We start from the raw sequence: 21,777 nt of genomic DNA, 5'->3' as shown, positions 1-21,777 counted from the left end.
TTCTGTCGAAAGTGGTCTTCATGACCCTACCAGTTCCCTGCCAAGGATGGTCCCCGCACCCGCACCCCGGAAGCCCTCATGCCGTCACAGTCCGCCTGCTGCTCGGTCCTCGAGCTGCGCCAGTACACGCTGCGCCCCGGGCAACGTGACGTCCTCCTCTCGCTCTTCGACCGGGCCTTCGTCGATTCGCAGGAAGCCACCGGGATGCACGTCATCGGTCAGTTCCGCGACGAGGACCGGCCGGACCGGTTCGTCTGGATGCGAGGCTTCCGCGACATGGCGTCACGACGCGAGGCCCTGGGCGCGTTCTACGGCGGCCCGGTGTGGAAGGAGCACCGCGACGCCGCGAACGCGACCATGCTGGACTCCGACAACGTCCTCCTCCTGCGCCCCGTGCGGCCGGACGCAGGGCTCGTGCATCCCTGCACGCCTCGGCCACCGCCCGGCACGGACGCGCGCCCGGACTCCCGGGTGGAGGTGACGCTCTGCTACCTGAAGGCCCCCGCCGATGACGCCCTCGTGGCCTCCTTCAAGCAGCACGTGCACCCGCTGCTCCCGGAGCTGGGCGCCGCACCGAAGGCCCTGTTCCAGACCGAGCCCGCGGAGAACACCTTCCCTGCCCTGCCCGTGCGCACGGGCGAACACGTCTTCGCCTGGCTCACCGTCTTCCCGGACGCCGCACATCACCGCGAGCACCTTCGACGCCGGGCCGCATCGAAAGCCTGGGCGCAGCCGCTCCAGCCATGGCTGCGCGCACCGCTTGAACACCTGACGCTGTCCCCCACCGCGCGCTCCGAGCTGCGCTGACCGTCCCCAGAAAGGACCTGTTCCATGAAGCCCCTTCCTCCCCTCCCCACCGGCGACGTGCACGACTTCGACTTCCTCATGGGCGAGTGGACGTGCGTGAACCGGAAGCTCAAGCAGCGACTGACGGGCAGTGATGACTGGGACGTGTTCACGTCGAGGATGCGCTGCCAGCCCCACCTGGGTGGCCTGTCGAACGTCGAGGAGACCGTCTTCGAGCGGGGCTTCTCCGGCATGGCGCTGCGCCTGTTCGACGCGCGGGAGCGCCGCTGGTCCATCCACTGGATCGACAGCCGCCACGCGGTGCTCCAGCCGCCCGTGCACGGCGGCTTCACGGGCGACCACGGCCGCTTCTACGGCGAGGACACCGAAGGCGGCCGCCCGGTCCAGGTCGTGTTCCACTGGACCCGCCAGGGCAGCGACCGGGCCCGGTGGGAGCAGGCCTTCTCGCTCGACGGCGAGACCTGGGAGACCAACTGGGTGATGGAGTTCACCCGGGTGACGGACACTGTCTGAAGACTCCCACCTCCAGCCCTGGACCTCCCACCCGCGCGTCCGGTTGAATGCCCGCGCATCCACCCGGTCCCGGGGGTCCTGTTCCATGCGCCGTCTGCTCGCAGTCGTTCCGCTATTCACCCTGGCTGGCTGCGCCTTCTTCGACATCATGGGCAGCCCCGCCGGTCCCACTCCGTCGAACACGTTCGGCGGTAAGTCCATCACGCAGCCCGTGGTCATCCGGATCGGCGAGAAGGAGTCCGAGCCCCTCAAGTCGCCAGAGACCGAGGAGTCCGCTCCGTCGAAGGAGGCCTCCACCGCCGAGGCCTCCGACGCTCCCGGCGCGACGCAGTAGCCAGCTCGCGGGATTGTGAACGGACCGGCTCGGATTCGGTTCGACAGGCCCTGGCTCCTCGGAAACCATCCGCGCTCCGCCGCCCGCCACCTGAAGGCGGGCCCTGCTCCGGAGCCGCCCGATGAAGCCCCACGTCATCTGTCACATGATCTCGTCCATCGACGGGCGCATCGTCGTCAAGCACTGGCCGGATCAACAGACGATGCGCGGTGAATACGAGCGCACCGCCGACACCTTCGACGCGGACGCGTGGATGTGCGGCCGCATCACCATGGAGGACTTCGCCGCGGAAGGGGACGTGCCCAAGCCGGCTCCCGCGGCGCCCCTGCCCCGCACGGACTTCGTCGCTCGCAAGGACGCGGTGTCCTACGCCATCGCCCTGGATGCCCACGGCAAGCTGAGCTGGGAGTCCGGCGCCATCGACGACGACCACCTCGTCGTCGTGCTCACCGAGTCCGTCCCCGACGCGCACCTGGCCCACCTGCGCGAGCGCGGCGTCTCCTATGTCTTCGGCGGCAAGCAGGACATCGACTTCGCCCGCGTGCTGAAGACGCTCGGCGACACCTTCGGCATCAAGACCGTGCTGCTGGAGGGCGGCGGTGGCATCAACGGCTCGTTCCTCGCCGCGGGCCTCATCGACGAGGTGAGCCTCCTCGTGCACCCCACCGCCGACGGCCTGCCCGGCACGCCCACCCTGTTCGACCGGCCCCAGGGCGCCACCGGCATGGGCGCCGCGCTGGAGCTCACCCACGTGGAGCGCCGGGACGCCGGCATCGTGTGGCTCAGGTACCGCGTGCGCCGCTGAGCCCCGGGGAAGGCACGCTCAGGGCGCGCGCAGCAGCGTCGCGGACTCGTAGAGGCTCTGCTGCTGGAAGACGCCCGCGGCGGAGGTGTCCTTCTCCAGCTTCGCTTGCACGCTCTCGGGAAGCTGCGCGTAGAGGTCCTGGCCCAGCAGCCCTTCCAGCTGGTCCACCGGCACGCGCGACTCCTGGAGCAGCGGGAGGATGTCCTCCTTCTTGGAGGGGCCGTCCTTCAGGTTCGGCACCATGTACGCGAACATCGTCAGGTTGCCGTTGGGCAGCTCCAGCAGCACCGTCTTGAAGTTGTGCGTGGGGACCGCGATGCGCCGGTCTTCCTTCGAGCCCGTCGTCTGGAGGGACTCGGGCGGCAGCGGCTTGCCCTTGTCGTCCAGGTACAGGTTGCCCGTGACGATGTAGGCCTTGCCGCCGGTCTCCTTCACCAGCTCGGACACGCCGCGCTCCAGCGTGCGCCACACCTGCTGGTTGTGGTTGCCGTGCTGGGGCGCGATGTTGCTCATGTAGTGGCTCTCGTCCATCGCCGCCTGCGTGGGCGAGTCCTCGGCCGCCTTCATGTGTCCCCGGTCGAAGCCGGTGTTGTTGTAGTCGGAGTCCACCACGCCGCCCTGCTTCAGCTCCGGGTCGCGCACGAAGGTGCTCTCCAGCCGGCTGACGTCCGCGGGCGTCTCCTTCACGTCCGCCGCGGACAGCAGGTAGCTCACGAACGTGGGCACGTTCTTGTCCGTGTCCATCAGCGTGCGCGAGTACTCCTTCACCATGTTCAGCCCGGGCGTCGCGCCCTGCGCGCCCACGCCCTGGAGCGGGTCCACCTCTCCCGCGACCTCCGCCACGCGGCTCTGGAAGGCGGCCATCTGCTGATCCGGCACCCACTGCGTGTTCGCGGCGGTGCCCGTGCCCTTGGCCTGGTTCGCCTTGGACGCGTTGATGTACGCCGTCAGCTCGTCCGCGGAGAGCTGCCCGTCGCCGTTGCCGCCCAGCAGGTCCGCGCGCTTCGCCACCGACTGCTGCCAGGGGCTCTCGAAGCTGTCCACCTTGGCGGACTGCGCGCCCCCGGCGAGCTTCGCGTCGAGCGCCGTGCGCTGCTGCTGGAGCGCCGTGGACGTGAGGAACTGCGCGTCAGTGGGCGCGGAGAGGTACGCCTCCAGCTCCGCCGCGGACACCTGGCCGTTCTGGGAACGGGTCCCGTCGGCGCCTTCGTCCGCCGCGTGCAGCAGGCGCCCCTGCCAGCTCTCATCCGTCCAGCCGAACTTCTGCTGGAGGTCGGAGATGGCCACCTCCTTGGTGGCGGAGCGCTTCCAGCTTCCGCCCGTGGGCGCCACGACGTTGGCGGCGGGTGCGCTGGTGGGGAGGTCCGCCCCGGCGGGCACCGCGGTGTTCGCGGGCGCGGCGGCGGGGGCATTCGCGGGCGTGAGGCGCGGAGTGGAGACTCCGGTCGGGATTCGCAGCGACATGCGGTGAACGTCCTCGGGGCCGGCGGGGGAGACGGTCGGGGAGGGCCCCTCCCCTGCATCGTCGGCGTGACGCGGCGCCCGGTTGCGTCACACCGCCCTTTTTCTCAGGGGCCAGGGCGTTTTTCGGTCCGGTCCGACCCGGCTGTCACTTAATGCCGGACTTGGACGCGGTGGGGGCGTGCTGGACGGCGTGGACGATGCGGGCCTCGGCCTGGAGTTTTTCGACGACGGCGGCAGGCAGGCGAGCGCGCTCGGCAGCGACGGCGAGGGTGATCAGGAAGGCCTCGCTGACGGGCCCCTGCGTGGAGGTGTTGCGCGCGGCGGGGGTGAAGGCGTGGGCGTCCACCACGGTGCCGGAGGCGGTGCGCACCTTCACGGGGACCTCCTCGGTGGCCAGGGCGAGCGCGGTCTCCAGGCGGGCGAGGACGGGCCAGGACTCGGTGGCGACGGGGCGCAGGCGCCCGGACAGCCGGTGTCCGGGGGCCTCCACGAGGCGTGCGACCCGGCCGCCCCAGTTGGGCACGTGCACGTCGTAGACGACGTCCACGTCCAGGGCCTCGGCGAGCTCGCCCTCGGGGAAGTCGGGGACGGGGGGCAGGCCGTGCAGGTGCCGGCTCGCCGCGGCCGGGGCCAGGTCGAGGGAGAACGCGAACCAGGGACGCGAAGCCGCGGGGCCAGGTGCCATGGGGACGGAGTGTCCCCGGCGCGCGGCGGTGGAACAAGGCCCGCGCCGTCAGAACCGCATGGCCTCCACGGCGGCCACCATCTTGCCGACGTCGTAGGCGTAGAAGCCGGCCGAGTTCAGGTTGTTGAACTCCCCGATGTACAGCCCGCCGTCGTGCATGAAGACGTCCAGCGCGTACGCGCGGTCCGGGCCCCACGTCTCCGCCATGCGCTGCGCGAAGGCCTGGACCTCCGGCTCCACCTGGGGCGAGGCCACCACGCGGTCCCCCAGCTTGTAGAGCGAGCCGGTGATGACCTGGCCGTCCACGACGACCATGCGGTACTCGCGCTGGATGTGCACGGGCGCGCTCACGGCCACCGGCGTGTCGGCGGTGACCGTCGCGTACGTGTCGAGCTTCAGGACCTGCTCGCGCCAGGTCGAGAACGCGTCCCAGGACGTGATCATCCCGGAGAAGGCCTTGTCGTCCAGGCACGGGCGGATGAAGAAGGGCCCCGGCTGCTCCGGCACGTCCGCGAACCGGTGCACGGTCGCACGGGCGTTCAGCAGGTGCGGGCCCAGGTGCTGGCGCCAGACGCGGAAGTCGAACTGATCATTGATGAAGGCGCCGGGAGTCCAGCCCTGCTGGCGCGCGTACAGCGTCAGGGAGAGCGAGCCCATCACGACGACGGGGCCCGACGGCTGCACCGCGGGCTCGATGCCGCCGCCGAATGGGATGACCTTGACCAGGGTGTGCGGGATGGAGCCGTGCGCCAGGACGTCCACCAGCGTGTGGAAGCCCTGCTCGTTGAAGAGGTTGTTCTGGACGATCCAGTGCATGCGTGGCTCCAAGGAGGATGGGCGTCGCGCGGACGGAGCATGCCGCGTGGAGCTGACAGGGGGCTCAGCTCACCACGGCGGCGAGGATGCGCTCGAAGAGCCAGGGGGCCCGGCCCAGCAGGCGGACCACGGGCCTGCGCAGGCGCGGGCGGCGTGCGAGCATCAACAGGCCCTGCGTGGTCCAGGCGTACTTGCGGAACACCTGCTGGAAGGTGCGCTCGTAGGGCAGCAGCGTGTCGCGGCCCGCGCCTTTCGCCAGGGCGTCCGGGAGCAGCGCGCCCAGGGACTCCGCGCAGGCGAAGGCGAGCGTGAGCCCTTCCCCTGTCACCGCGTCCACGTAGCCCGCGGCGTCGCCTACCAGGGCGAAGCGATCCGCGATGCGAGTGCGGACCACGCGAGCCAGGGGACCGGCGCCACGCGGCTGGGAGTCCGGCTCCGCGCCGTTGAGCTGTTCCACCAGGCGGGGGAAGCGCTCCAGGAGCGCGTCGAAGCCCACGCGGCCCTCCACGGTGCCGTCCTCCCAGAGGAACGCGATGCCCACGCGCTCTGCTCCGGCGGGCGTTACGTAGGCTTCGACGCCCGAGGCGAAGTGCACCTCCACGTAGGGAGTCCAGGGCACTCGGCGGAAGTGGCGCCGCAGGCCATAGCGCCGAAGGACCTCCCGCTCCACGTCCAGGCCCTCGGCCTTGCGCAGCGGTGAGTTCAGACCGTCCGCCGCGACGAGGAACCGCGCGGACACCGGGCCCGTGGGCGTCTCCAGCGTCACGCCGTCTGGGGTGCGCACGTGCGACACGGCGTGCGAGTTCTCGCGCAGGTCCACGCCCACTTCGCGAGCGCGGGAAGACAGCGCCTGGGACAGGGCCAGCCTGCGGACACCGAGCCCACCGGGCGCGGGCAGCTTCCCTTCCGCCGTGCTGCCGTCCTCCTGGACGTAGCGGATGCCCACGAACGGAGAGCTGTCGCGCATGTCCAGGTGCGACAGCGCACCCAGCCGCTCCAGCGCCGCGAGGCCCGAAGGCATCAGCCCTTCACCGCACGCCTTGTCCACGGGCGTGGACGCACGCTCCAGCACGACCGTGTCCAGCCCACGCCTGGCCGCCGTGATGGCCACCGCGAGCCCGGCAGGACCTCCGCCCACCACGACCACGTCGTGACGCTTCACGCGCCTTGATCCATCACGAGTCGTGCTCCGCGCGAACCATCGCCAGGGCGCTCTTCGCCATCTCCACCGCGAGCCCCACAGCGCCTACCTTCTTTGGCGCTGACAGCTCTCCGGAGAGGTAGCGCCGCAACGCCTCGCTCCTTCGCAGCTTGCCGCTGGAGGTGCGCGGCAACGTTCCCGGCTCCAGCAGCTTCACCGTGTGCGGCTGCACGCCTGTCGCCTCCACCACCGCCGCTCGGATGTCCGCTTCCACCGAGGCCACGTCCGCGCCCCGCTCCGCTCGCTCCGCGAGGATCAGCAGCGCTTCGTCCTCGCTGCCCTCCGGCGTGAAGCCCAGCGCCACCGCGCAGCCCGTGCGCACTCCGTCCACCTTGCCCAGCGGCTCCTCGAAGGCCTGCGGCGCGTGGTTCGCGCCCCGGATGATGACCAGGTCCTTCGCTCGGCCCGTCAGGTACAGCTCGCCGTCCGCGCTGAAACCCAGGTCCCCCGTGTCCAGCCAGCCCTCGCCCACCAGCGCTCGCGCCGTTGCTTCCGCGTCCTCGAAGTAGCCGCGCATCACAGATGGCCCCTTCGTGAACACGCGCCCCACCTTGCGCTCCGGCAACACCGCGCCGTCCTCGCCTCGCACCTGCACCTCGAAGCCCGCGACCGGCCCGCCCACGCTCACCAGCGTCCGCGTCCCGTCGCGCGCCTGTCCCTCTCGCGCCAGCACTTCCGGATCCACGCCCAGCTCGCGCGGGCCCCGGCCCGCAGGCGGGAACGTCACCGCCAACGACGCCTCCGACAAGCCATACACCGGCCGCAGCGCCCGAGCGGAGAAGCCCCACTTCTCGAACCGCTCCGCGAAGCGGCGCAGCGTGTCCGCGGACACCGGCTCCGCGCCGTTCAGCGCGTGCAGCCACCCGGACAGGTCCACGCCCTGCATGTCCGCGTCCTTCACCCGCTTCAAGCACAAGCCGTACGCGAAGTTCGGCGCGGGCGACACGAAGCCCCGGTGCCGTGACAGCGCTCGCAGCCACAGCGCCGGCTTCACCAGGAACGTCTCCGGCGGAATCAGCACCAGGCTGCCCGGGTAGTACAGCGCCGAGAGCACACAGCCGATGAGCCCCATGTCGTGGTACAGCGGCAGCCAGCTCACGCCCACCGGCGTCACGCCCGCGGCCACCGGCATCGCCGCCTCCAGCGCCGCCACCTGCGCCACCAGCGCCCCGTGCGTCAGCGCCACCGGCTTCGGCTCCACCGTCGAACCGGAGGAGAACTGGATGAGCCCCAGCGCGTCGGACCCCACCTCCACCTCCAGGTCCTCGTCGCCGTGCAGCACCGCGTCCACCGTGTGACAGCCCAGCCGGGGGCGCGCCTGCGCCATGCTCGGGCCCAGGAGCAGCCGCACGCGCGTGTCCGTCAGCACCACCACCGCGCCCGTCAACTGGAGCATCCGCGCCGTGGAGCGGTGGTACTCGTCCAGCCGCCCCAGCCGCACCGGCGGATACAGCGGCACCGGCACCGCGCCCGCCAGAAGCGCGCCGAAGTACGCGTCCATGAACGCGGGCGACGTGGGCAGCAGCAGCGCCACCCGGTCCCCCGGACGCACGCCCAGCCGCGCCAGCCCCGCCGCCGCGCGCTTCGCCCGCCGGTAGACCTGGGACCACGGCAGGGATGTCTCGTGCTCGGCGGCGTCCACGAACACCAGCCCCAGCGACGTATGCGCCGTCGCCTTCAGCATCGCGTTCACCGTGGCGTGCTTCAGCGCCGGCAGGGGCGGCCCCTTCACAGGTGCGCTCCCACGTCCGGCTTCGCCGCGGCGACCCGCGAGGCCACCAGCCGCGCCAGGTCCTCCACCGTGTGCACGCCCTGCGCGTCCTCCTCCGACAAGAGCACCCGGAAGCGGTTCTCCAGCCCCACCGCCAGCACCGTCAGCCCCAGGCTGTCCAGGTGCAGGTCGCGCAGCAGGTCATGCGTGGGCTCCACGACGCCCTCGAACTCCAGCTCCTCTCGGGCGATGCGGCGGATCTCCGCCACCGCCTCCATCACGATGTCAGCCACGGCGAACCTCCGGAATGAAGCGGGGACGGTGGGCGAAGGCCTCGGAGTACATCGCCCCGAGCGCCGCCTCCTCCGCGCGGATGCGCACGTAGAGCAGCGCCGCGTTTCCCACCGTGAACACGACCGCCGTCACCCACGCCCCGTGGATGAGCGGCACGCACAACAGCTCCAGCACCACCGCCACGTAGTTCGGATGCCGCAGGAACCGGTACGGCCCCCCCGTCACCGGCGCCAGCCCCGGCACCACGATGATGCGCGAGTTCCACCGGTCGCCCAGCGTCCCGATGGCCCAGTACCTCAAGCCCTGCGCGATGACGGCGCCCGCGAGCGCCGCCCAGCTCCACGCGCCCCAGAAGGGCCGCTGGAGGCCGAACACCTCCGCGACGCACGCGACGAGGAACAGCGTGTGGAACACCACCATGAACCGGTAGTGCCCCTGCCCTGTCTCCACGCCGCCGCGCGCGAAGGCCCGCGCCGCGTTGCGCTTGGAGAGCACCAGCTCCAGCAGCCGCTCCGCGACGAGCAGCGCCATGAAGCCCGCGAACAATGCCTGTGTGCCGGTCACCATCGCACCAGCACCATCTCCGCGCAGAAGCCCGGACCCATGGCCATCACCACGCCCCAGTCCCCCGGCTTCGCGTCCGCTTCCTCCAGCGTCTCGCCCAGCACGAAGAGCACGGACGCGCTGGACAGGTTGCCCACCTGCTTGAGCGACTTCCACGAGCGCTCCAGCGCGCCCGCTTCCAGCTCCAGCGCGGACTCGAAGCCCTCCAGCACCTTGGGCCCGCCGGTGTGCGCCACCCAGTGGCGCACATCCTTGCGCGCGAGCCCGTGCTCCGCGAGGAAGCCGTCCACGTTGCCGCGGATGTGCTCCTTCACCAACTGCGGCACCTTCGCGGACAGCACGACCTTGAAGCCCGTGTCCACGACGTCCCAGCCCATCACCCGCTCGGTGTCCGGGTAGAACACCGACCGCGAACCCACCACGCGCGGGCCCGCGCCTCCTGCCTCCGCGCCCCGCAGCACCACGCACGCCGCGCCGTCACCGAAGAGGCCGGAGGCGATGATGTTGGGGATGGACAGGTCCTCGCGCTGGAGCGTGAGCGAGCACAGCTCCGTGGCGATGAGCAGCGCCGTCTGCTTCGGGAACGCGCGCAGGTAGTCCGACGCTCGCGCGAGCCCCGCCGCCCCCGCCACGCAGCCCAGGCCGAAGATGGGCGTGCGCTTCACGTCGTCGCGAAGGCCCATCCGGTTGACCAGCCGCGCGTCCACGCTGGGCGTGGCGATGCCCGTCACCGTGACGAAGAAGACGTGGTCCACGTCCTTCGGCGTGAGGCCCGCGCGCTCCAGCGCTTCACGCGCCACCTTCTCCGACAGCTCCGTGGCCACGCGGATCCACGCGTCGTTGCGCTGCTGGAACGTGGCGAGCGCCGGGTACTCCTCCAGGGGCAGCGCCAGGTGCCGGCCGCCCACCTGCACGTTGCGGTGCAGGTCCTCCAATCGCTCGAGGTTGAAGTGCTTCGTCGCCCACAGGTCGCGCAGCGCCGCGATGAGCTGCTCCTGGCTGGCGTAATGCGGGGGGAGCGCGCGTCCCACCGCGCTCAACGAAGGGGATGGCGCGGGGTCGTGACGGGTCGTGCTGGGCATGAAGTCCTGAGGGGTCCCACCCGGGAAGTCGAGTCCCCAGGCTTAATCGGCGGCAGGCCCGGATGCGATGGTCTATCGCCGGACCTGCACGCCCCTGAACCCCACGGGGCGCCCACACTGTTGCACACGCGACGCCCCGCCCCTTTTACGCTCTGTCCTGCCAGCAACGGCAGACGGCGCTTCCGAACAGGGTCGCCCTTCAGGGCGGGCCGGTAGCATCCGGGCCGTTCGAGCAGGGGGGATGCGATGAAGATGGTCTGTGTTGGCGGGGGTCCGGCGGGGCTCTATTTCTCAATCCTGGCGAAGCTGTCCAACCCGAAGCACGACGTCACCGTCGTCGAGCGCAACCCCGCGGGCGTGACCTACGGCTGGGGCGTCGTGTTCTGGGACGACCTGCTGGACGACCTCTACCGGAACGACCCGGTGAGCGCGCGGCGGATCGCGGACTCCGCGGCGCGCTGGGACACCCAGGAAGTGCACCTGCGGGGCGAGTACGCGACGCACATCGGCGGCTATGGGTTCGCGCTGGGCCGCGACCGGCTGCTGGACATCCTCATCCGGCGGGCGAGGAGCCTGGGCGTGGACGTGCGCTTCGAGCACGACGTCACGGACTTCTCCCAGCTCGCGGACGCGGACCTCGTCGTCGCCTGCGACGGTGTCAACAGCCGGCTGCGCCAGCGCCACGTCCACCACTTCCAGACGCACGTGGAGGAGGGGCGCAACAAGTACATCTGGCTGGGCACCAACAAGGTGTTCGACGCCTTCACCTTCGCCTTCGAGGAGACGCCCGCCGGCTGGCTCTGGTTCCACGGCTACCGCTTCAACAACGAGACCAGCACCTGCATCGTCGAGTGCCAGGAGCAGACCTGGAAGGCGCTGGGCTTCGACACGCTGGGGATGGACGAGACGCTCCGCAAGCTGGAGGGCATCTTCCAGAGCCGGCTCCAGGGCAGGTCGCTGTTCAACCAGTTGAAGGGCATGGGCAAGGCGCCCTGGCTCAACTTCAAGCGCATCACCAACGAGCGCTGGTACCACGACAACGTCGTGCTCATGGGCGACGCCGCGCACACCACCCACTTCTCCATCGGCTCCGGGACGAAGCTGGCGATTCAAGACGCCATCGGGCTGGCGCGGCAGCTGCGCGCCCATCCGGAAGACCTGCCCGCCGCGCTGGAGGCCTATGACGAGGAGCGGCGCGCCGCCCTGCTGGCCATCCAGTTGGCCGCGCGCAGCAGCTCCCAGTGGTTCGAGAACGTCCCCAGCTACGTGAACCAGGACGCGACGGCCTTTGCCTACGCCCTGCTCAACCGCCGGGGCAGCTCCGTGTGGAGCTACCTGCTGCTCATGGCCAGCCAGAAGCCCGCGCTGCGCGGCGTGCTGCGCCAGCTCCACGCCTCCAAGCGGTGGGTCCGCGCGCAGCGCCGGGGACGCGGCGCCGTGGCGCTGAACGCCCCGCCTCCAGGTTAGAGAGACACGGCCGGGTCCTGGGACGGCTGTTGCTGGCGAGCGGGTCTTGTCAGACCTGACTGTTATTACAGCTCTAGCTCGAAACACCCTCCCAGGAGCATGAGTCATGCGCTGTCCCGTCACGGATGGGTATCGCTGGAGTGTCCCCTTTGCTGTCGGGCTCATCCTGTTCGCGACGAGCGCGCTTGCCCATCCCGGGACGCCCCCGCCCGCCGGGGAGTCCTGGCGGGTCCACGGACTGGAGCACACCCCTCAACGCATCCAGCCCGACTCGCGCGAGCCGGATATCGCCCCCGAGTTCCTGCGCCAGCAGCACACCGCTGTCACCCGGTCGCGGACCTTGGTGGCCTGTGATCCGGCGGCCTTCGCGTCCGCCAGTGGCACCGAGCTTGTCTCGCTCGTGAAGGGCGCCACGCAGGACTGCCTCGGCTCGCTGTTCTACGCCGTGGCCCCACAGTCCGGTCACATCTTCATCGAGAGCAAGATGGTCACCATCGCCAACGCTCTCACCGTCAGCGCCCAGCAGTACGTGGGCAACAACTCCGCGCAGACGCTCCAGCTCATCCTGTTCCTGCGCGCTGGCTATTACGTGCAGTTCTACCAGTCAGGCACGGTGGGCAGTTACGGCGCCCCGCTGCGCGACGCCATCCGCCCGGCCCTCGCGGCCTTCGTCGCCAACAGCCACTTCACGGACGTCAACGACGCGCACGGCGCGGTGCTGCGGGAGTTCGTCACCCTCATCGACAGCGCGGGGGAGACCGCCTGGCACCTGGGCACGCTCCGGGGCCTGCTGGAGCGCTTCAATGCCACCGCCGAGGCCTCCTCCTCCATGAAGGGCGCCACCAACGGCGTCTACCAGGGCCTCTACCGGGCCCATGGAAACGCGGACTTCGTGGCGGCCGTGCAGGCGGATCCGTCCATCATCTACTCGCTCGAGTCCTTCATCACCCGCACCGAGCACCTGCTGGGCACCTCCAACCAGTACCTCACCGTCAACGCGGCGCGAGAGATGGCCCGCTTCCTCAGGCACCCTGGAGCGCTCCAGACCCTGACGCGCACCAAGGTGAAGGCGGTCCTCGACAGCCACTCGATGACGGGGCCCTCGGCGGGCCTCTGGGTGGGCTCGGCGGAGATGGCCGACGCCTACGACAAGGCCCACTGCGCCGACTACGGCACCTGCGACTTCCGCCGGATGCTGGAGCAGACGGTGCTCGGCATCACCCACACCTGTGGCGCCACCCTGCGCATGCGCGCGCAGGACATGACGGCCGCGCAGCTCACGCAGAGCTGCGACCAGCTCGCCATGCAGGAGGCGTACTTCCACGTCACGCTGAAGACGAACGGCGTGCCCGTGGCCAGCGACAACAACACCTCCCTGGAGACGATCGTCTTCGACAGCAGCCTCGACTATCAGACCTACGCGGGCGTGCTGTTCGGCATCAACACCAACAATGGCGGCATGTATCTGGAGGGAAACCCCGCCGCTTCCGGCAACCAGGCCCGCTTCATCTCCTACGAAGCGGAGTGGCTGCGCCCCGCGTTCGAGATCTGGAACCTGCGCCACGAATACGTCCACTACCTGGATGGCCGCTTCAACATGAAGGGCGACTTCAACACGAGCACCACCCAGCCCACCGTCTGGTGGATCGAAGGTCTGGCCGAATACATCTCCAGGAAGAACGACAACGCCAGCGCGGTGACGCAGGGCAGGACCCGGGCCTTCCAGCTCAGCGACATCCTGCGCAACACGTACAGCCACAGCGCCGACCGCGTGTACGCGTGGGGCTATCTGGCCACGCGGTTCATGTTCGAGCGGCATCCGGACCAGGTGGCCACCTTCCTCGAGCAGTTCCGGGCCGGGAATTACACCGCGTATGGCCAGTCCCTGGAGGCACTGGGCACGGCGAACGACGCGGAGTTCCACCCGTGGATTGACTGCGTCGCGAGGGCCGCGGACCCGAGCGCCTGCGTGTCGCCCGACGCCGAACCCGGGCCGACTCCTGCCTGCACGGCGTCCAACCCCCGGCAGCTCGACGATGGCTGCTACCGGGGCCCGCTGGCCTCCACCGGCACCCTGCTCTACTTCCATCTCCATGTGCCTGCCGGTGCGCGCAACCTTCGCTTCGTGGCGAGCGGCGGCACGGGCAACGCGAACCTGTATGTCCGCGCCGGCACCTGGCCCACGAAGACCGTGTATGACTACCGGCCCTACCTCCCGGGGAATGACGAGTCGGTGGAGATCCCCTCACCCGCGACCGGCGGCTACTACTACCTCATGCTCGAAGCAGGCACGCCCTACTCGGACGTGAAGCTGGAGGCTCACTTCGACAGGGCGCCCTGACACGCCCGGCCCGCCGCCCCTGTCGCGCGGCGGGCCGGAAGAAGCCGGGACTACGGAACGACGTACAGGTCGCCGTTCGTCTGGGTGATGGCCCCGCCCACGACGTTGTAGACGTCGAAGAGGTCGGCGCTCTTGAAGCTCGCGCCCGCCGGCACCGGGGCCAGCAGGGGCGACGTCGTCAACTGCGACTGCGTGGTGCTGACGAAGGTGTTGCCGGCCACCGTGACCAGGTTGTCCGCGGGCAGGCTTCCGCTGTTCACGCTGGTGTCGGGCCGCAGCCACAGCCCGGCGAGGAGCTGGTTGAACGCGGCCGAGTTGTGGAGCGGCGTGCTGGTGATGTTCACGCTGAGCGCCGTGTCACCGGCGTTGGCCGCGCTGCTGACCGTGCCCGCGACGGAGACGAACGGCGTGTAGCCGCCCGTGGCGTAGTGCGTCTGGTTGTTGTTGTTGATGATCAACTGGCCGTACGCCACGCCGCCGTGCTTGAGGAACACCGTGCCCGCGCCGCCGTCGGTGTACGTGGCGTTGATGCCGGTGCCGCCGCGCGCCTCGCGGCAGCTTACTACTACCGCCCCTCCTTCTTCGCGCTCTGACGCGGCTCCAGCATCGGCAGATCCTTGTACGTGCACCCGTTCCCCCCAGCGGAAGCGGAGGAGGCGAGAGTGGCGCCTCAGGCAGCGGCTCTCCTCGGCACCTCCGCTCCAACTCTCACCCTCCACAGAGCCGCTATCCCGCCTACACGCTGTTTACGAACAGGTCAGGGGATCGTCGGCCGTGACTCACTCTCGAGCGTCACCTCCGTCCAACCGTCACGAGGAAGATTGAGAAAAGCGTAGGGTAGCGTCTTCAGAAACTCGGGTACGGATCCAACAGGAATGCCGGGTGGGGGGGGGCGAAGAAGTAGAGCTGAAGGTAGTACCGGATGAAGAAACACCAGCTTCCCCCTGCCGAGAGTTCCGTCAGCCAGTCCAGGACGCCAGGGTGCAAGCCCCAGGACTCCGTGGTGACAGGGTCGCACTCCAGCAGCCATTCAAGGCACTGTGTTGCCTTGGGAGGAAGCAGCGCCCTTACGTTGCCGGGAGGGAGCGTGTGATGCGCCCGGATCCACTCTGCCCCAAGCAGGAAAGCTCGCTCCCACTGCTCGGACTCGCCCAGCGCGGGCTCTGCCCCAGGCCACGCCATAGGTCCCATGCGTCCAAGAACCAGGCACGCCCCTCCAGAGAGCACGGGGTCCGGATGGAGAGCGGCATCCACCAGCGACGCCAATTCAAGCCGCTGCGCCAATACTGGATACCAAATGAGTTGCTGAAAGAGTGCCCAGGCCGCAGCCTTTCGAACGGGATAATGAACTTGGCTCCGCACCACCCTACGCATGGGGCTCTGAAGAAGCTCGACCAATAGCTCGAATACGCCATCCAAGTTCTGAAACATAAAGAGCACCATGAGCTGCTGGTGAACCATGGCATCTCGGTTGCTCTTTGGTCCCGCTCGGAGGAAATCGAGCAGCGCGTGTGCAAACGACTCAGGAAGTGGTGCCAATTCGACGAGGGCCTGGGCCGCGGAGCGAGCCACGCCATGCTCTCGAGCTTCCTCCGTGTAGCCAAGCCCCAGATCCTGCTCATCGGAAAGCAGAGTGAAGAGAGTGTTGAGTCCCTCATGCCACTGGTTCTTCCGGATGGCTGTGACACAGGCCTTCCGTACAAGCCAACTCGGGTCTTTCGCGGTAGCCAATACTGACTGGCGTTCAGCCGCATTCGCTCGTGGCGCGAGCGCGAGAACCGCAGCAGTCCGGCACCTCCAATCAGGGTCCTGAAGTGCGCTCCCCAGCAAGTCAGTGGCCTCACGAGACCTGTCCGAAGCGAGCGCCTGTATGACCTTCTTGCGGAAAGGCGCGACCGGAGACTTCATCGCCGCTGCGGCAGCCTCCGCAACAGGTTCACTCACAGCCGCCAGCACGCTAATCGCCGCGCAACTGAGTTCTGGGGACGAACTGCGAGCCCAGTCGTAGAGACGTTTGCGATCATCGTCCACCAGCTCGCCAGGTGCCAAGGACACGCGCGGCTGTACCTGAGCCCTGATACAGGAACTCAAGGCGGCAGGCATCTCTGGGAATAGGATTCGCGCCAACTCTTCCTGGGCTTCGGGGACGAATTGGCTCCATTCATTCTCGGCAAGATCAGGCCCAGCCATGGCGACCAAGGCAGCTTTTCGCGCCTCGGGTTGGGCCCGGAGGGAACGCAGCGCGGAATCGCGCTCCTGAGGGCTCCACACCTCAAACGCTGCGCGCAGGCACACGCGTACGTCGCGGCTTGCAGAGGAGTTCAGCGCATCAAGCAACAACTGGCCGCTCTCTCTGTGCCTTGCGCGCCCAATGGCTTGGTAGATCTGCCAGCGCTGCTTGGTTTCACAGACATTCAGGAGAGCGCTGAATTCATCAAGCGAGGCATCTTCCTGCCGGATCGCGATGCACCAGTAGAAAATCAGCTCGTGACATCGTGGATGCCGGAGCAACCATGTGTATCCCTCGTGAGCCCTGCGCCACGCAACCACCCGCTCAAGCTCCCCTTGGAGGATCAGCCGATCATCCAGATCGGTCTCTTCGATGGCCGCCACTTCGATGATGTCCAAGTGTCCTTGCTCGGCAGCAACCTTGAGTTCGGGCGTCACGTCAGCCTTGTCCCAGCGAAGCCTCAGCTCAGAGCTGATCAACTCAATCAGCGAATTGAACGGCGGCACCTCGCAGTTTACTGCTCCCAGCACAATTGTGGAAAGAGACGTAGTCGCCCCCCTCGCAGCGATAGGAACCGCTGCTGCGAATGCTTCCGGGAAGTGCCATCCAAGGAAGTCTAGGTCTCGCACAAACTGTTCATGGAACACGTTGTTGATTGTGGGCAGCACGTACCGAATGAATCGTTCCATGACCTGCCGTGCTTCGGAACTCGAACGGATGGCAGCCAGGAGCGAGTCTGGCCAACGGGGTAGGAGCCATGACCTTGCTTGCCGGAAGCCATCCTTCAACAGGGGCGGGCGATAAAGGGCGCGCACCAGGGTTTCCATGGGGCCATCCCCTCGCAGCCACATGCTCGCAGCGACGTAAAGGTCTGGCAGAGACTCCCCTTCTGCTGTCAGCAGCGCAATGCGGAGCCACGATTCGATCTCTCCATGAACTTTCCTGGAGAGGGGCAGAGCATCAGGGGACACCGCCAGCAAGAGTTCCAGCACATCGGGGAACGCCTCTTCCGAGCACAAGCCCTTGAGCAAGGCAGAGAGAACGCTAGCGGCCTGCGCAGGCTCCTCCTGCATCAGCAACTCAAGCCCAGCTGTGACCTGAGGGTGGGCACGGTATCCGTCCGGCTCCTCTGTCAACCACCCCGCAGCGAGCATCCACTCAAGCAACTTCTGGATGTCCACGTGGATGCTCCGGTCCGCATCGAGGAGGACCTCCGACCTCGAACGGGCAGCCTTTCGGGCAACAACTGGCTCCTGCGCCAGCAAACTCCAAAGAATCAGTGCAGAGGGAACTGCACTCCAGCTCAGACCACGAATCTCCTGCGCCACGATGCTGGCGATCTTGTCTACGGCTGATTCCTGAAGCATCAAACGAAGTCGGAGTCCGCTTCGCTGCTCTAGTTGCCGCATCTTCATCGCGAAGGTCTTGATAGAAAGTGGAGCGTGGAGGCTTTCCAGGATTTCGTCACGGTGGTCATCCACAAGCGCGCGCTGCCAGCCCTGGGCCTTCCTGAGCTTGTTCTGGAGGATCCGCCAACGTGCGGAGGGCTCATAATCCGCGATGTCCAGGTGCATCGCCTCAGCCCGCAGTTGCTGAAATTGCTGCCGGTCACTGGAGGCGCGAAGAATTGCCAGCCGAGACATGACGATGAGCTTCTTGTCAGGCCGGGCCTCGTCCAGCAGCGCGGGAAGGTCATGGAGCCAGCGCCCCGACTTGTCTCCCGGCCGGTCAGGGCCAAAGGGATCCTCGACGAAGAAGACAGTCGGCTCCCTCGTGGCCTCAAGCCGCTCCCGAAGTACGGCAGGGTCCTGGATGCGCAGGAACGCAAAGGGCTCATCGGCGACTTGGTACTCATACGCGAGCTTCCGCGCGACCAGCGTCTTACCGACCCCTGGTGGACCCAACAGGACCAGTTGGTGCTTGTTGGCGAGCCGGGACTTCATCTCCTCGAAGTTCCTGGGGGCGACGAAGTCCTCCATTTCCTCGGTGGGCGTGAGTGCCCCCTTGTACAAGCGGGCTGTCGCGACGATGTCCTGCCTCGTCCATGAGTGAGAGACTGCCTCCCGAGGCATCCTGGCGCGCGCCTCTTTTGCCAGCGCCTCGCGACACTCCTTCACCATGAGGCCCGGCACGTGCAAGTGCCGCTTCAGCAATTCCTCCGTAAGAAGCTGGAAGTGTCCTCGCTTCATCGGCTTGAGCACCTTGATTCGAGCCACCAATTCATCAAGGCGCGCCCCTGGCGGAAGACGCCTCGCAAGCGAGGCTGGTAATTTGGGGGCAGGCGCCAGCCCTAAGAGGTCTTCTACCTCCAGCGATTGAAGAGAGGCATCAAGCGTGGCGTCGGTGATGAGCACGTAATGCTCACCCGGATTTTTGGCCAACCGCTCCACGGGAGAGCTCCGCCGTTTGGGCCCTCTCGTGCCCGTGGGCCGCAGCGGAATACCAACCAGGTCGACGAAGTCTTTGGGTCCCCAGGGCTTGCCTTGACACTTCACCTGGATGCTGAGCTGACGTCCCGGACGCCCCGCCGGTAGCAGGACCTCGATGTCCTCCTGGGATTCTGGCTCAAGCTCAATCCGCTCAATGCCCTCATTCCGAACGAACATCAATTGGAGCGCGACCCATACGGTCACGTCATCCTGATAGGACAAGCCCTTGTCCATCGCACGGCCGCCACCAGTCCGACTCTTCGACATCCGGCACTCTTCGCTTGCTGCTCTGCGGATTTCAATCCGCCGGTAGAAGTAATACGAAGCCGCAAACCCCATATCCAAGCGCGACACCGCGAACGGCCATGCCCCGACCTTCAGGGTGCCCGCATCTGGGCGGTAAGGTGCCGCTCCATGCGTGAGTTGTGGACAGGCGGGACGAAGCTCCTGACGGTGGTGGGTCTGGCCGGCGTGGTGGGCTTCCTCTTCGCCATCGATGATGGCCCCAGAGAGGCACGGCTCGTCACCAAAGCGCTGCCCATGGTGTGCCTGCTCCTGTGGCTGTGGCCAGCCCGGGAGCGCCATGCGCGGCTCGTCTTCGCCGGGCTGGCGCTGTCCCTGCTGGGCGACGTGTTGCTGGAGGTAAGCGCGGACATGTTCCTGCCGGGTCTGGGGGCGTTCCTGCTGGCCCATGTGGGCTACACCGCCGCGTTCCTCTCCGTGACGCGGCGCCCGGCCCTGCTCTGGGCGCTGCCCTTCACGCTGCTGGCGGTGGGCACCCTCGTGGGCTTGTGGCCCGGCCTGGGCGGGATGGCGGTGCCCGTGACAGCCTATGTCGCCGTCATCTGCACCATGGGCTGGCGCGCCGCCGCCCTGGTGGGGAGTCCGGCGCTTTCGCGGCGCGCGAAATGGCTGGCGTTCGGAGGCGCGCTGCTGTTCACCGCCAGCGACGGGCTGCTCTCCCTCCGGCTCTTCGTCATGCCCCTGCCCGGCCTGGGCTATGCCGTCATGCTGCTGTACTGGGCCGCACAGCTCTGTATCGCCGCGTCCCCTCACGCGGCGCACGCTCCGGCCACGATGCCTATATCTTCCCGGAGTCTCACCTGACTCCTGGAGGCATCCATGTGGCGTTCCCTGGTGGTTACGGCGTTGTGCGTTGTCGGTCTCACGGCTTGCGGCGGTAGCACCGACGCGGACGTGGACCTGGGGTCGCAGGAGCAGGGGCTCGCGTGTGAGACGGGGACGGGCTACTGCCCGAACACGACGACCTGTGCCTGGCTCCCCAGCAGCCCCGGCGAGGGGCTCTGCCGTCCCGCGTGTGTCAACGGCACGTGTTCCAACGGCCAGCGGTGCTGCACCCAGCCCAACGGCGCGCCGTACTGCAACAGCTTCTGCTACTGATTTCCCGTTGAACCCCCAGAGGCGGAAGGCCCCCACGGCCTTCCGCCTCCGCGGGCACCGCGTGACTACTCCAGCACGCCGATGGTCTCCGAGCGGTCCACGGCCTCACCCTTGGTCGTGTAGCCGGAGTACCAGCCGGTCAGGTTGCTGCCGGACTGGTCATACTGCATGTGGACGTGGGGGCCCGTGGCGTTGCCCGTACCGCCCTCGTTGCCCACCTGGCAGCGGTTGCAGGTGCGGTCATACGAGTCCGACGTCTTGATGAAGTGCCACAGGCGGAACGTCTTGCCGTTGGCGAACGTGTGCTTCGCCTCGTTCTGCGTGCCGCTGCCCGTGCCGTTGCAGTAGACGCCCGAGGTGCGGATGGTCACGTTCCAGGACAGGGACGCCATCACGCCCGTCTCCACGCCCCAGTAGTTGCAGCGGCCGCTGGAGATGTCCACCGCACCGTGGAACGTGCCGCTGGAGTAGTACGTCGTCGCCGTCACCGTGCCCGGAAAGGGCGACTTCACCGTGTACGAGTACGCGGCGGCAACGGAGGGAATCGCGAGGGCCAGGATGGCCGCGAGGGCCGTCTTCTTCGTGTGACGCATCGGGGGTGTTCCTTTCGGGCCGGCGGGTCCGGCCCCATGAGAGTGCTGCTCAACGGACCTGTTGCAGCCGCTGCTTCTCTCTCAGGAGCAGGCCCCACTCCTGAACGCCTGATTCGAGGACGCGGATCCACGCGTCGATCTCCGGTGCCATGGCCGGGTCCACGCCCCGCAGCTTGCGCAGCTCCGGCACGGCGTCCGCGAAGCCCAGCTCCGCGATGCCCTGCACCAGCGCCTTGCGCACGCCCGCGTCCCGTTCTCCCCGGTACATGCCCACCAATGCCTCACGCGCCGGCCCCATCTGCGCCGCCGGCACGCCGCCCAGCGCCAGCGCCGCCGAGCGCCGCACGTCCGCGCTCTCATGGCCCAGCATCCCGAGCAGCTTCTGCCCCGCCTCCGGCCCCACCTTGCGCGTGTCCAGGGACTCCAAAATCTTCGCCGTCACCTTCGGATCCGTGGACGCCGTCGCCGCGTTGACGGCCGCGTCCGTGGCCGGGCCGTGGTGCCCGGAATAGACATACTGGTTGTCTTCAATGAGGTTGCGAGCCGCCTCCATGCGGACCTCTGGCGAGCCGTCGCGCATGAGCCGTTCGTACATGTCCCCCGTCTTCTCCAGCGCGCCGGTGCGGCGCATGGCGCGCACGGTGGCGGCGCGCACGGACGGGTCGCGGTCCTCCAGCGCGCGGCGGGCCACGGTCTGGATGGCGTCCTTCTCCGCCTCGCGCTCGCTGCGCGCCACCAGCGCCGCGGCCAGTTGCTCCACCATCGCGGGGTCCGTCTCCCGGTCGAACGCCGCGCGCAGCTCCCCGGAGGGCAGCGAGACGGCGGCCTCGCGCAGCACGGCGTTCAGATAGTCGCGGTAGGCCTTGGAGCTGGAGCCCATCCCCTGGCGGAGCTGATCCATCAGCCCCTGGACGGAACAGCTCTCCCCCTTCAGCGCCGGCTTCGCGGCGGGGGACGTGGACCACGCGGGGGAGGACGCGAGCATCAGCGTCAGGCCCCCGAGCGCGCGAAGACCATGGAGGAAGCGGGGCATGCGGCGG

Annotated in this window: 20 protein-coding genes; 8 read left to right on the top strand and 12 right to left on the bottom strand. The window is 68.3% G+C overall.

Translation table 11 applies throughout. From position 1 onward, the window contains the following. The first annotated feature begins 78 nt into the window (after positions 1–78). The 4 genes from JYK02_RS26230 (at position 79) to JYK02_RS26215 (ending at position 2,459) form a co-directional block, all read left to right on the top strand. A complete protein-coding gene (locus JYK02_RS26230; protein WP_207054933.1) occupies positions 79–807 on the top strand; it encodes an NIPSNAP family protein in 729 nt (242 codons plus the stop codon). Between the two features lie 24 nt (positions 808–831). Next, complete coding sequence (locus JYK02_RS26225) at positions 832–1,320, top strand: hypothetical protein (protein WP_207054932.1); 489 nt, start codon at positions 832–834, stop codon at positions 1,318–1,320. Positions 1,321–1,405: 85 nt separating this feature from the next. Next, positions 1,406–1,654, top strand: a complete 249-nt coding sequence (locus JYK02_RS26220; RefSeq protein WP_207054931.1) for a hypothetical protein — start codon at positions 1,406–1,408, stop codon at positions 1,652–1,654. 121 nt (positions 1,655–1,775) lie between these two features. After that, positions 1,776–2,459 carry a RibD family protein gene (locus JYK02_RS26215; RefSeq protein WP_207054930.1) on the top strand — a complete coding sequence of 228 codons (684 nt, stop codon included), beginning with the start codon at positions 1,776–1,778 and terminating at the stop codon, positions 2,457–2,459. 18 nt (positions 2,460–2,477) lie between these two features. Here JYK02_RS26215 and JYK02_RS26210 read toward each other — a convergent pair whose 3' ends face one another. From JYK02_RS26210 to JYK02_RS26175, 8 genes are all read right to left on the bottom strand, one after another. Continuing rightward, on the bottom strand, positions 2,478–3,923 hold the full coding sequence (locus tag JYK02_RS26210) for a DNA/RNA non-specific endonuclease (protein WP_242588904.1): 1,446 nt from the start codon (positions 3,921–3,923) through the stop codon (positions 2,478–2,480). Positions 3,924–4,068: 145 nt separating this feature from the next. Further along, positions 4,069–4,608, bottom strand: coding sequence for a gamma-glutamylcyclotransferase (locus JYK02_RS26205; protein ID WP_207054929.1), 540 nt, complete (start codon positions 4,606–4,608; stop codon positions 4,069–4,071). 48 nt (positions 4,609–4,656) lie between these two features. After that, the gene (locus JYK02_RS26200; protein ID WP_207054928.1) at positions 4,657–5,424 is read right to left on the bottom strand and encodes an ATP-grasp domain-containing protein; all 768 of its coding nucleotides are present in this window, start codon (positions 5,422–5,424) and stop codon (positions 4,657–4,659) included. Between the two features lie 64 nt (positions 5,425–5,488). Then, the gene (locus JYK02_RS26195; RefSeq protein ID WP_207054927.1) at positions 5,489–6,586 is read right to left on the bottom strand and encodes an FAD-dependent monooxygenase; all 1,098 of its coding nucleotides are present in this window, start codon (positions 6,584–6,586) and stop codon (positions 5,489–5,491) included. A gap of 13 nt (positions 6,587–6,599) precedes the next feature. Next, positions 6,600–8,357 (bottom strand): fatty acyl-AMP ligase, encoded by a 1,758-nt coding sequence (locus JYK02_RS26190; RefSeq protein ID WP_207054925.1) that lies wholly within the window; start codon positions 8,355–8,357, stop codon positions 6,600–6,602. Continuing rightward, positions 8,354–8,614: an acyl carrier protein gene (locus JYK02_RS26185; protein ID WP_242589242.1), complete on the bottom strand. Its 261-nt coding sequence runs from the start codon at positions 8,612–8,614 to the stop codon at positions 8,354–8,356. Before JYK02_RS26185 ends, JYK02_RS26190 begins: the two co-directional genes overlap by 4 nt. A gap of 7 nt (positions 8,615–8,621) precedes the next feature. After that, positions 8,622–9,197 carry an isoprenylcysteine carboxyl methyltransferase family protein gene (locus JYK02_RS26180; RefSeq protein ID WP_207054921.1) on the bottom strand — a complete coding sequence of 192 codons (576 nt, stop codon included), beginning with the start codon at positions 9,195–9,197 and terminating at the stop codon, positions 8,622–8,624. Beyond that, a complete protein-coding gene (locus JYK02_RS26175; RefSeq protein ID WP_207054919.1) occupies positions 9,191–10,276 on the bottom strand; it encodes a type III polyketide synthase in 1,086 nt (361 codons plus the stop codon). Before JYK02_RS26175 ends, JYK02_RS26180 begins: the two co-directional genes overlap by 7 nt. A gap of 246 nt (positions 10,277–10,522) precedes the next feature. Here JYK02_RS26175 and JYK02_RS26170 point away from each other — a divergent pair, with 246 nt between their 5' ends. Next, entirely contained in the window at positions 10,523–11,743 is a 1,221-nt protein-coding gene (locus JYK02_RS26170) for an FAD-dependent monooxygenase (protein ID WP_242588903.1), read from the top strand. 106 nt (positions 11,744–11,849) lie between these two features. Then, a complete protein-coding gene (locus JYK02_RS26165; RefSeq protein ID WP_207054917.1) occupies positions 11,850–14,084 on the top strand; it encodes a M9 family metallopeptidase in 2,235 nt (744 codons plus the stop codon). A 50-nt stretch (positions 14,085–14,134) separates the two neighbouring features. Here the strand turns inward: JYK02_RS26165 and JYK02_RS26160 are convergent, their stop codons facing one another. Beyond that, on the bottom strand, positions 14,135–14,713 hold the full coding sequence (locus tag JYK02_RS26160; protein WP_207054915.1) for a hypothetical protein: 579 nt from the start codon (positions 14,711–14,713) through the stop codon (positions 14,135–14,137). Positions 14,714–14,930: 217 nt separating this feature from the next. Next, complete coding sequence (locus JYK02_RS26155) at positions 14,931–19,010, bottom strand: HEAT repeat domain-containing protein (protein WP_207054913.1); 4,080 nt, start codon at positions 19,008–19,010, stop codon at positions 14,931–14,933. A gap of 147 nt (positions 19,011–19,157) precedes the next feature. On the opposite strand from JYK02_RS26155, the gene JYK02_RS26150 reads away from it, so the two are divergent. Together JYK02_RS26150 and JYK02_RS26145 are read left to right on the top strand one after the other, a co-directional pair. After that, positions 19,158–19,850 carry a lysoplasmalogenase gene (locus JYK02_RS26150; RefSeq protein ID WP_207054911.1) on the top strand — a complete coding sequence of 231 codons (693 nt, stop codon included), beginning with the start codon at positions 19,158–19,160 and terminating at the stop codon, positions 19,848–19,850. Between the two features lie 15 nt (positions 19,851–19,865). Next, positions 19,866–20,144, top strand: coding sequence for a hypothetical protein (locus tag JYK02_RS26145; protein WP_207054909.1), 279 nt, complete (start codon positions 19,866–19,868; stop codon positions 20,142–20,144). 65 nt (positions 20,145–20,209) lie between these two features. Here the strand turns inward: JYK02_RS26145 and JYK02_RS26140 are convergent, their stop codons facing one another. Both JYK02_RS26140 and JYK02_RS26135 read right to left on the bottom strand, forming a co-directional pair. Then, on the bottom strand, positions 20,210–20,737 hold the full coding sequence (locus tag JYK02_RS26140; protein WP_207054907.1) for a hypothetical protein: 528 nt from the start codon (positions 20,735–20,737) through the stop codon (positions 20,210–20,212). A gap of 49 nt (positions 20,738–20,786) precedes the next feature. Next, positions 20,787–21,770 (bottom strand): HEAT repeat domain-containing protein, encoded by a 984-nt coding sequence (locus JYK02_RS26135; RefSeq protein ID WP_207054905.1) that lies wholly within the window; start codon positions 21,768–21,770, stop codon positions 20,787–20,789. Positions 21,771–21,777 lie beyond the last annotated feature (7 nt).

This window comes from Corallococcus macrosporus (genome assembly GCF_017302985.1).
GTDB classification, from domain to species: Bacteria; Myxococcota; Myxococcia; order Myxococcales; family Myxococcaceae; genus Corallococcus; species Corallococcus macrosporus_A.
This window is presented reverse-complemented; position numbering and strand designations above follow the sequence as displayed.